Annotated in this window: 2 protein-coding genes; both read left to right on the forward strand. The window is 65.9% G+C overall.

Annotated elements, in window-relative coordinates; genetic code table 11:
* Positions 1 to 70 precede the first annotated feature (70 nt).
* Positions 71 to 379, forward strand: a complete 309-nt coding sequence (locus E6P78_RS32490; RefSeq protein WP_168712764.1) for a transposase — start codon at positions 71 to 73, stop codon at positions 377 to 379.
* Positions 376 to 1,272: an IS3 family transposase gene (locus tag E6P78_RS32495; protein ID WP_168712765.1), complete on the forward strand. Its 897-nt coding sequence runs from the start codon at positions 376 to 378 to the stop codon at positions 1,270 to 1,272. The genes E6P78_RS32490 and E6P78_RS32495 overlap by 4 nt, the downstream gene beginning before the upstream one ends.
* Positions 1,273 to 1,305 lie beyond the last annotated feature (33 nt).

Raw genomic sequence — 1,305 nt, forward strand, 5'->3', positions numbered from 1 at the left:
GTGAAGCTTCCCCTTGATCATGGACACCTGGAGACTGGGATCTGAGCGGTTCCAGAGGAAGTAGTGCCAGGTGGGAAGCAAGTACACGAAGCGGTACTCGGATGAGTACAAGCGGGACGCGATCGAGCTCGTGCGCTCGTCGGGACGGACGGTGACCGATGTCGCCCGCGAGCTCGGCATCAGTTCCGAGAGCCTGCGCGGCTGGGTCAAGAAGACCAAGGCCGCCGAGGCGGGCGGGAGCACCGCGCCGCCCGGCGGGAGCACGGACGAGCGGGACGAGGAGCTGAAGCGGCTGCGAAAGCTCACCGTCGAGCAGGCGAAGACGATCGAGATCCTAAAAAAAGCGACAGCTTTCTTCGCGAAGGAGAGCGATCGGTGAGCGCGATATGCCGGTTCATCCACGCGGAGAAGGCCAACTACACCATCGTCCTGTTGTGCCGGGCGATGAAGACGGCCCGCTCCACCTACTACGCCTGGGCGGCCGGGCTCGAGGCCCGAAAGGCCCGGCGGCGGGCGGACGAGGAACTGGCCCAAGAGATCACCGTGATCCACATCGCGTCGAAGGGTACCTACGGCGTCCCGCGCGTGAACGCTGAACTGCGGCGCCTGGGCCGCCCGGTCAACCGCAAACGCCTCGCCCGTGTCATGCGCGAGCACGGCATCGCCGGCCACAGCCGGCGCACCGGCCGCCGCAGCCTCACCAAGCAGGACGCCAGTGCCGTCCCGGCCCCGGACCTGATCGGCCGCCACTTCCACGCCGACCGCCCCGGAACGAAGGTCGTCGGGGACATCACCTACATCCCCACCGCCGAGGGATGGCTCTACCTCGCCGGCTGGCTCGACCTGGCCACCCGCGAGGTGATCGGCTACTCGATGGCCGACCATCACCGCGCCGACCTCGTCGTCGACGCCCTGGACATGGCGGCGAACATGGGCCGCCTCGAGTCCGGCTGCGTGATTCACTCGGACCGCGGATCCGAATACACATCAGGTCAACTCCGTGACAGAATACGGGAGTTGAGAGGATGTCAGAGCATGGGGCGGACCGGGGTCTGTTACGACAACGCCGCGGCCGAGAGTTTCTGGGCTGTCCTCAAAGAGGAGATCGGCACCCGCTTCTGGCCCGACCGGGCCACCGCCCGCGCCGAAATCTTCGCGTTCATCGAGACTTTCTACAACCGCCGCAGACTTCGCAAGCACATCACCTGGGGCTACCTCACGCCCCACGAAACACGCCTTCGCTACCAGCAGGCACAGGCCCTCGCGGCATAACGGAAACGTGTCCATGATCACGGGGAAACTTCA

This window comes from Streptomyces sp. A0958 (assembly GCF_004795035.1).
Classification (GTDB): Bacteria; Actinomycetota; Actinomycetes; order Streptomycetales; family Streptomycetaceae; genus Streptomyces.